At 38.5% G+C, this 9,387-nt stretch carries 9 protein-coding genes; 6 read left to right on the top strand and 3 right to left on the bottom strand.

Features of this window, described 5'->3' with window-relative positions; translation table 11 throughout:
- The coding region (gene uxuA, locus AC1DG9_RS17625; protein WP_477634969.1) for a mannonate dehydratase at window positions 1-571 on the top strand (571 nt) is incomplete at its 5' end.
- Window position 572: 1 nt separating this feature from the next.
- The gene (gene uxaC / locus AC1DG9_RS17620; protein WP_477634968.1) at window positions 573-1,982 is read left to right on the top strand and encodes a glucuronate isomerase; all 1,410 of its coding nucleotides are present in this window, start codon (window positions 573-575) and stop codon (window positions 1,980-1,982) included.
- Window positions 1,983-1,990: 8 nt separating this feature from the next.
- Here the strand turns inward: uxaC and AC1DG9_RS17615 are convergent, their stop codons facing one another.
- From AC1DG9_RS17615 to AC1DG9_RS17605, 3 genes are read right to left on the bottom strand one after another with little or no spacing between them, the layout of a single operon-like run.
- Window positions 1,991-2,575 carry a LutC/YkgG family protein gene (locus AC1DG9_RS17615; protein ID WP_337715164.1) on the bottom strand — a complete coding sequence of 195 codons (585 nt, stop codon included), beginning with the start codon at window positions 2,573-2,575 and terminating at the stop codon, window positions 1,991-1,993.
- Window positions 2,568-3,947, bottom strand: a complete 1,380-nt coding sequence (locus AC1DG9_RS17610) for a lactate utilization protein B (RefSeq protein ID WP_337715161.1) — start codon at window positions 3,945-3,947, stop codon at window positions 2,568-2,570. Before AC1DG9_RS17610 ends, AC1DG9_RS17615 begins: the two co-directional genes overlap by 8 nt.
- 22 nt (window positions 3,948-3,969) lie before the next feature.
- Window positions 3,970-4,710: a (Fe-S)-binding protein gene (locus tag AC1DG9_RS17605; protein ID WP_288882353.1), complete on the bottom strand. Its 741-nt coding sequence runs from the start codon at window positions 4,708-4,710 to the stop codon at window positions 3,970-3,972.
- A gap of 342 nt (window positions 4,711-5,052) precedes the next feature.
- Here AC1DG9_RS17605 and AC1DG9_RS17600 point away from each other — a divergent pair, with 342 nt between their 5' ends.
- The 4 genes from AC1DG9_RS17600 to AC1DG9_RS17585 are packed head-to-tail and all read left to right on the top strand — an operon-like array spanning window position 5,053 to window position 9,321.
- The gene (locus AC1DG9_RS17600) at window positions 5,053-6,087 is read left to right on the top strand and encodes a LacI family DNA-binding transcriptional regulator (RefSeq protein ID WP_337715159.1); all 1,035 of its coding nucleotides are present in this window, start codon (window positions 5,053-5,055) and stop codon (window positions 6,085-6,087) included.
- A 23-nt stretch (window positions 6,088-6,110) separates the two neighbouring features.
- Window positions 6,111-7,304: a glycoside hydrolase family 88 protein gene (locus AC1DG9_RS17595; RefSeq protein ID WP_172663792.1), complete on the top strand. Its 1,194-nt coding sequence runs from the start codon at window positions 6,111-6,113 to the stop codon at window positions 7,302-7,304.
- A gap of 24 nt (window positions 7,305-7,328) precedes the next feature.
- Window positions 7,329-8,171 carry a 5-dehydro-4-deoxy-D-glucuronate isomerase gene (gene kduI / locus AC1DG9_RS17590; RefSeq protein WP_172663791.1) on the top strand — a complete coding sequence of 281 codons (843 nt, stop codon included), beginning with the start codon at window positions 7,329-7,331 and terminating at the stop codon, window positions 8,169-8,171.
- 10 nt (window positions 8,172-8,181) lie between these two features.
- Window positions 8,182-9,321 (top strand): DUF4861 family protein, encoded by a 1,140-nt coding sequence (locus AC1DG9_RS17585; protein ID WP_477634967.1) that lies wholly within the window; start codon window positions 8,182-8,184, stop codon window positions 9,319-9,321.
- The last annotated feature ends 66 nt before the right edge of the window (window positions 9,322-9,387 follow it).

Raw genomic sequence — 9,387 nt, 5'->3', positions numbered from 1 at the left:
GTATAAAGGAATCGATGAAGACGGACTTTCTCAAAACCTTATTCATTTTCTTTCAGAAATTGTTCCGGTTGCTGATGCTGCAGGAATAAAACTGGCTATTCATCCTGATGATCCGCCTTATCCTATTTTTGGTTTACCAAGAGTTGTTAGTACAGCCGGGCAGGTTCAGAAATTATTTACTGCTGTTCCTTCATTAAATAACGGACTTTGCTTCTGTACAGGTTCTTTTGGTGTAAGAGCGGATAATAACCTGCCTGAAATGGTAAATGTATTTGGAGAAAGAATTCATTTTATTCATTTAAGGAGTACAAAAAGAAATGAAGCGGGTGATTTTTACGAGGACAACCATTTGGAAGGCGATGTAGATATGTATAATGTTGTAAAACAAATCATTTTGATACAACAGAAAAGACAAGCTAACATTCCAATGCGACCTGATCATGGTCACCAGATGCTTGATGACCTCAAGAAAAAAACTAACCCAGGTTATTCAGCCATCGGCAGATTAAAAGGCCTCGCTGAGTTGAGAGGATTAGAGTTCGGAATAATAAACCAGTTTTTAGATAAATAACATGATAGAAGGAGCAGTAATACCTGAAGATTTTTTGTTGAGCAGCAAAAAAGCGAAAATACTTTTTAATGATTATGCAAAAAACCTACCTATAATTGATTATCATAATCACCTGCCACCACAAGAAATAGCAGAAAATAAGAAGTTTGCTAATCTGACTGAGATCTGGCTGAAAGGTGATCACTATAAATGGAGGGGGATGCGTGCATTGGGTGTTAGCGAAGAGCTGATTACAGGAAGTGCTGCAGATCAGGATAAATTTATGGCCTGGGCAAGGGTGGTGCCTGCAACAGTTAGAAACCCCTTGTTTCATTGGACGCATATGGAACTTAAAAATCCTTTTGGTATCAATTCTTTTCTACATGCTGATTCCGGTAAAAGAATTTATGAAGACTGTAATGCGTTGCTTACAAAAGATGAGTTTTCTACACAAGGATTGTTAAACCATTTTAAAGTTGAAATGGTTGGTACAACAGATGATCCTTGCGATGATCTTAGATATCATAAACAGTTAGGTGAGCGTGACTTTTCAGTAAAAGTAAAACCTTCGTTCAGACCAGATAAAGCTTTATTGATTGATAAGGCAGTTCAATTTAAGGATTATGTAAAACAGCTTTCTGCTGTTTCAGGAATTGCTATAACAGATGTTGAGGGGTTACTCGCGGCTTTAAGACAGCGTGTTGATTATTTCGCTGCGCATAATTGCAGTGTTTCTGACCATGGATTAGCTACTTTGCCTGCAACATATAACTTAACTGACGGGGAGAAAAAGGAATTTATCAGTTTCTTAAAAACCGATGATGCTGTGTTTTCTAATCCTGATGCTTTTGCCGGTTATGTTTTAACGGAATTGAGCAAACTATATCATGAAAAGGACTGGGTGCAACAGTTTCACTTGGGCGCAATTAGAAATAACAATCTTGGAATGTTCAAAAAATTAGGCGCTGATACGGGGTATGACTCTATTGGCGACTTTAGACATGCTGAAAGATTGTCAGGATTTTTAGGCAATCTGAGTGTAACTGATCAGCTTACTAAAACCATTATTTATAATCTTAATCCTGCAGATAATGAGGTTTTTGCAGCTATGACTGGTAATTTTGCCGATGGAAGGATGAAAGGTAAAATGCAATTCGGTTCTGGCTGGTGGTTTCTGGATCAAAAAGATGGCATGGAAAAACAATTGAACGCATTGTCTAATATKGGGATGGTGAGCAATTTTGTAGGTATGCTTACTGACTCACGTAGCTTCCTTTCTTATTCACGACATGAATACTTCAGAAGAATATTATGTAACCTGTTTGGGGCAGAAATGGAGAATGGAATATTACCTAATGACGAGAAATGGATTGGGCAGATTATCAGCGATATCTGTTATTACAACGCTAAAGAATATTTTAAATTAGGCTAGGGTTATCCCTAGCCTAATAAAAATACGGTCATACTTTTAGGCCCGTGGGCTCCAAGTACTAAAGATTGTTCAATATCTGCAGTTTTTGATGGCCCAGCAATAAAGGATCCGAATCCATATTCGGCGTCGCCTATTTTACTATAGGCATCGTGCATGGTAGCAACAATGTCGGCTTTGTTTACCACAACAGCTAATTGCTGACAAATAAAGGGTACGACCCTTTGTTGCATCAGATCTTCGGTAACCCATAGGGCTGCGTTTTCGGCAACACCAAAATGGGCTTTAATTATAGCCAGATCAACATCTTCATAGCTATGCGGATCTTTATTCTCCCATCCTGATTCGGTTACCGAAGCAAGTTCAGGAAGAGTAGATATGAGTCTTTTTTTATCTTTAAATTCCTGTTGAATGTATTGTGCGATTTCTTCAAAATTTGAAACTTCAACTATTGCTCCACCTATGGTAGTTAATACCGTTTTAAACTGCGTTATGCTTTCCATTCCACCTGGTACAGTAGTAAGGTCTGCCGGTAAAGGCCTGGCGCTTGGTTGATTGGTTTTTATTTTAGCCAGTATTTCTTCTCTGCTAGTCATTTTTATTGTTTTGTTTATACCATTCTCCAAATGATTGTTTTGGAGATTCTGGCATTTCTCTGTGCTTATACCAAAGATTAAGTTTATTGTTTACCGTGAAGGGGGCATGTTTTAAAACCCAACGACCTGCTCTTCCAGCGATTTTATATATTGATGGATTTGATAATGTAAAATCCATTGCTTTCATGGCCATTGCCTTTTTTGGATCTGCATAACCTTCTTTAACAATTACCTGGCGCCATTTATAAAGTTGTTCATGAATGTTTATTTTTACCGGACACACATTACTGCACGACCCACAAAGAGTGGAAGCGAATGGAAGATCTGCATAGTTTTTCATGTCCAGGTTTGGAGCCAATATGGAACCAATAGGCCCTGCAATTGCAGTGTGATAACTGTGTCCGCCGCTTCTGCGATAAACCGGACAGGTGTTCATACATGCTGCGCAGCGGATACACTTAAGTGAGTTGCGGAAATCTTCTCTGCCAAGTTGTGTAGTCCTGCCATTGTCTACCAAAACGATGTGCATGGTTTGCCCTGGTCTTGGCTTTTTAAAATGACTGGAGTAGGTGGTAATGGGTTGTCCGGTGGCACTTCTGGTAAGTATCCTTAGAAATACAGAAAGATGCTTACGTAAGGGTACTATTTTCTCAATTCCCATGCAAGCAATATGTACATCGGCAAGATGTGCACCCATATCGGCATTTCCTTCATTTGTACATACAACAAACTCGCCCGTTTCAGCTATTGCAAAATTTACTCCGGTGATAGCAGCCTTTCTGGTAATAAACTTTTCACGTAAATGATCCCTTGCAGCGGCAGTCAAAAATACCGGATCAGAAGCACCTTCGGGTGTGCCAAGATGCTTGTGGAACAAATCTCCTATCTCTTCCTTTTTCTTATGAATACAAGGAAGTACGATATGGCTGGGTGGTTCTTCAGCCAGTTGCACAATACGTTCCCCTAAGTCAGTATCTATAACCTCTATGTCGTTTTTATGGAGATAATCATTTAGATGGCATTCCTCGGTAAGCATTGATTTGCTTTTAACAATGCGGTTTACGCCGCTTTCCTTTAAAATGGAATGCACTATTTTATTGTGTTCTTCACCATTGGCTGCCCAATGAACTTTTATGCCGTTCTTTTCAGCATTGGCCTCAAACTGCAAAAGGTAATCATGCAAGTTTGATAGAACATTGTCTTTTATTTGTGATGCGGTTTCGCGCAAGGTTTCCCACTCTGGTAAACTATGGGCAGCCTTATCCCGCTTAGCCCTCACAAACCAAAGCGTTTCATCATGCCAGTCTACACGCGCTTCATCTTTATTAAAGATATCTGATAATTGAGCGTGATCTTTTGCTCCTGTACTCATTTTATTATTGCTGGTTGTAGGTTTAAAATTCCTGTGCGTTTAATATCTCGGCAATGTGTATTACTTTAACATTGCTGTTTTGTCTGCGTAAAATACCCTCCATATGCATCAGGCAAGACATGTCTGCTGCGGTAATATATTCGGCACCACCGTTAAGATGATCTGCAACCCTGTCTTTACCCATTTTTACAGATACGGCTTCTTCCGCAACACAAAAAGTACCACCAAAACCACAGCACTCATCAGGTCGCTTCAGATTAATCAGTTCCAGACCTTCAACCATATTTAGCAGGTGCAGTGGCTTAGAGAAAGGAGCCTCAACGAGTTCACTCATTTGCGCAAGCATTAATCCACGCTGCCCATGGCAACTTTGGTGTACACCGACTTTATGAGGGAAACTTGCAGTTAATTTCTCCACTTTAAGTACATCAATAAGGAACTCAGTTAACTCATAGATCTTTTTTCTGATTCCAAGGGCCTTGTCTTCGGCTTTATCGGCATGAAGATGATCCTTAATATGGAGTACACAGCTCCCGGAAGGGGATACCACGTAATCAAATTCAGAAAAGTTTTCTATAAATAAATCATTGCATCCTTGTGTGAGATGTTCAAAGCCCGAATTGGCCATAGGCTGACCACAACAGGTTTGCTTTGTGGGATAAACCACGTCAACTCCTAGTTTCTTCAATAAAGTTAAGGTTGCAATAGCGGCGTTTGGGTAGAACTGGTCAATATAACACGGAATAAAAAGTCCAACAGTCATGGCTAAAAGTATCTGATCTTATTTGGTTTAGGTTGTGCGTTCAAGCAAATATACAGTGCTCAGCGGTAAATATAATGTTATTAAGAATATTATGCAGATTAGTTTGCTATTTAGAACGGAAACGATTTCATATAATGATATTCATTCGACATTTTTTTGTAACAAAAAAGTTGGTAAGTCTTAGTTTAACCTAAATTACATGAACTACTTATGTGTTTTTATAATGTTTAAACCTTGCCGAATTAATTTGTTGGAATTTATGAAAACGTTTTCATATAATTGTAATATTGATTAGCTTGGTATATGGATTAGCTTAAATCAATAGCCTCATATAATATTAAAATGGCCAACCAAAAAAAGGTACAGCAAAATACAATTCTGGATATTGCGGAAGCGTTGAAGCTTTCGCCTGCAACAATTTCACGTGCGCTTAATGATCATCCCCATGTAAAGGAAAAAACAAAAAATGATGTACTAAAAATGGCTGCTCAGCTGGGTTATAGGCGCAATAATATGGCTTCAGGCTTACGCAGCAATAAAACACATACCATTGGACTTATTGTGCCGAGGATTTCAATGTTTTTTCACGCAGAGGTTATTACCACTATTCAGAATGGTTTACAGAAGTATGGATATAATCTGATCATATGCCAGTCTAATGACTCATTAGATATGGAAAAGGAACTAACAGAGATACTTTTGTCCTCAAGAGTTGATGGTTTAATTGCAGCATGTACGTTGGGTACCACAGATTTTAGCCATTTCGATAAGTTTTTGCAAAATGGTACACCAGTAGTTTTTTACGATCGCGTACCTTTAAATGAACAAAAAGCAACCATAATAAAAGGTGATGATTTTAGAGGAGGATACATCGCAACTTCACACCTCATTGAAACTGGCTGTAAAAAGATTGCTCATATTTCGGGGCCTTTAACTTCAAATTTATATCAGGACCGATCGGCGGGGTTTGTAAAAGCGATGGAACAACATAAGCTTTCTGTAAATGAAAACTGGGTGTTTCATCAGGAATTGACACATGCCAATGCGAGAGAAGCGATGCGAAAAATGTTTGACGGGGATGTTGTGCCTAACGGTTTATTTACCGACAATGATACAAGTGCAATAGCAGCTCTTGAATTTGCGAGAGAAAAGGGAATTGATGTGCCTGGCGAATTAAAAATTATAGGTTACTCAAATGACCCCAGAACATCAATAATTACTCCTGCGATAACTACAGTAGAGCAGTTTCCTGACGAGGTGGGTAAAAAGATAGTTGAAGCCTTAATAAATTCTTTGAAGAATAATACCAATATAACTGATGAAAGAACAGTACCAATAACGATACCTGTTCAGTTAATTAGAAGAATGACAACCTAAAAACTAAATATTAAATAACATTGATGATGAGAAAACTATTTGTTGTAATCTGTTTTTTACTGATAAATAATGGCATGCTAAGCGCCCAAAGTAAGGACGGAAAAATGAGCCAATTGATTGATGAGCAATTTAAATTTGCTGATCAGCAATACAAGGTGCTTGCCAAAAATGTACCTGCAGATGTAATGCCTAAAACCTATTACGAAAACACAGGTAAAGTAGAAACAAGTGATACCAAATGGTGGTGTAGTGGTTTTTTTCCTGGTACGCTGCTTTATATCTATGAGTATACAAAAGATGCTGACATTCTAAAGGAGGCTAAAGGACGTCTTTCTATTTTAGAAAAGGAAAAGCATTATACAGGTAATCACGATCTGGGTTTTATGATGTATTGCAGTTTTGGTAATGCTTACCGAATCCTGAAAGATCCGTCGTATAAAAAGACAATAGATACAGCCGCAGAATCTTTGTCAACACGCTTCCATCCCGAGGCCGGTGTGATCCAATCCTGGAATTCCAGCAAAAAAATGGCTGGTCCTGTTATTATAGATAACATGATGAACCTTGAGTTGTTAAGCTGGGTAAGTGACCATGGAGGTGATAAAAAGTACAAAGAGATTGCAGTTAGACATGCAAATTCCACCATTAAAAATCATTTCAGACCAGATTTTAGTTCCTATCATGTTATTGATTATGACATGAAAACAGGTAAAATTTTACAAAAAATAACCGCGCAGGGAGCTGCAGATTCATCTGCATGGAGCAGGGGACAGGCTTGGGGCTTATATGGTTACACCATGATGTATCGTTTTACTAAAAACAAACAATATTTAAATCAGGCAAAAAATATTGCCAAATTTATGTTAAATGATCGCAATATGCCTGCAGACATGATTCCTTACTGGGATTATGATGCTCCGGGAATACCAAATGCGCTTCGTGATGCCTCTGCGGGTGCGGTTATGGCTTCGGCATTATTGGAGCTCGCTCAGTATTCAGATAAAAAGGAAGGTAAACAATATGTGAGCGCCGCTGAAACAGCATTAAAAACGTTAGCCTCTGATGCTTATCGTGCAAAATTGGGTGAGAATGGGGGATTTCTGTTAAAACATAGCGTAGGTTCAATACCTCATAAATCCGAAGTTGATGTCCCGTTGACCTATGCAGATTACTATTTTTTAGAGGCATTACATCGCTATAAAAACTGGTATTTATAAAAATATTAATAAAAAAGATAAAACATGCAAACACATTTTGAAAGCCGATACGCTCTTAGTCCAAATGAAACAAAGCAAATGGTCACCGCGGATCTGCGTAAAAATTTTTTAATCCCCGAGATATTCGAGGCCGACCATATACATTTTACTTTGTCTCATTACGATCGCTATATAGCGGGAGGAATAATGCCCGTAAATGAAACTATACAACTTTCAAATCCTGATAGTTTAAAAGCTGAATACTTTTTAGAAAGAAGAGAGCTAGGGATTATTAACGTAGGTGGTAAAGGTACTGTTGTGGCCGACGGAGTTAATTATGATCTGGATTTTAAAGAAGCGCTTTATATTGGTAAGGAGACTAGAAATGTAACATTTGCATCTGCCGATAAAAAGAAGCCTGCAAAATTTTATATTAATTCTGCACCGGCCCATCATAAATATCCAAGTAAAAAGGTTTCAAAAGCTGAGGCAGAAATTGTTGAGCTCGGAAGTCCTGAAACAGCAAATCACCGCGTTATAAATAAACTATTGGTGAATAGTGTTTTGCCTACTTGTCAATTACAAATGGGTATGACTGAGTTAAAGAGTGGAAGCGTTTGGAACACTATGCCTGCACATACTCATGACCGTAGGATGGAGGTTTATTTTTACTTTGAAGTACCGCAAGGACAAAGTGTTTGCCATTTTATGGGCGAACCACAGGAAACCAGACACATCTGGATGCAAAATGAGCAGGCCGTGATTTCGCCTAACTGGTCTATACACTCAGGAGCGGGTACAAGTAATTATACGTTTATCTGGGGTATGGCAGGTGAAAATCTTGACTATGGAGATATGGATCATTGTGCAATTAATGAGCTTAAATAATAAAGAGATTATGAGAAAAGTATTTGCTTTATTATTGTTACTGCCCGGAGCATCGTTCTTTGTACAGGCACAAACCAATGTGGTGAAAACAACCATTATAGTGAGTAATTCATCTGATATAGCGCGGGTAGGTGAGGTATTGTCTATTAACTGGGCTACCATTATCACAAAATATCCCKGTATTGATACTGCGAATTTCAAAGTATTAGATGCAGCTACCAAAAAAGAAATTCCTTTTCAGTTGGAACACAAAGGAGAAGTAGCTATACAGAATTTACTGGTACAAATTAACGTTAAAGCAAAAGGGACTGCTAAACTCCTAATAGTCGCAGGCAAACCTGCTGCTATAACTAAAAAGACATATGGTCGCTATGTCCCTGAACGCTATGATGACTTTGCGTGGGAGAACGATAAAGTTGCTAACCGCATGTACGGTAAAGCATTAGAAACTAGAAAGGACAATGCCTTTGGAATAGACATTTGGGTTAAAAGATCAAGTAAGCTGGTAATTAATGATTGGTACAAAACTGGTGATTACCATACAGATCATGGTGATGGAATGGATTATTATAGTGTAGGATTAACTTTAGGGGCAGGTGATATTGCTCCTTATGTTAATGACTCAGTTTACTATTCTAAAAATTATCATAACTGGAAGGTATTGGATAATGGGCCTTTGCGTACCTCATTTCAGTTAGGTTATGATGAGTGGGATGTGGCAGGTAAACCGGTAAAAGTAGTAAAAACAATATCTCTGGATGCAGGCTCTCACTTTAACCGTATACAAGCTGATTACACTTATTCAGACGGAGCGGATCTTCCTGCGGTAATAGGGATAGTTAAAAGAGCTGAGCCAGGGGTTATCCTAATGGATGAAAAACAAGGCATAATGGGTTACTGGGAGCCAGAGCATGGTGCAGATGGAATTACCGGGGTAGCAACGATTATTCCAGGTGGAAAGGTAAAAATGAATACCGATAAGGTTCATTTGCTAACCCATACTTTGGTTAAAGGCAAAGAGCCGGTTGTTTACTATAATGGCTCTGCATGGAGTAAGGGAAATGAAATTACTACTGCAAATGAATGGTTTAAACATCTGGACACTTTTAATCAGAAATTAAATCAACCGTTGAAGGTTAATGTTCAATAATAAATGATGTTTTAAAAAAGCACTAATCGTCATCTCTCCTGGCGCCGAGATGACGAGGTACTCTCT

This window comes from Pedobacter sp. 05L430, assembly GCF_056397585.1.
Note: the sequence above shows the minus strand (reverse complement) of the source record. Positions and strands in the feature narration are given on the sequence as shown.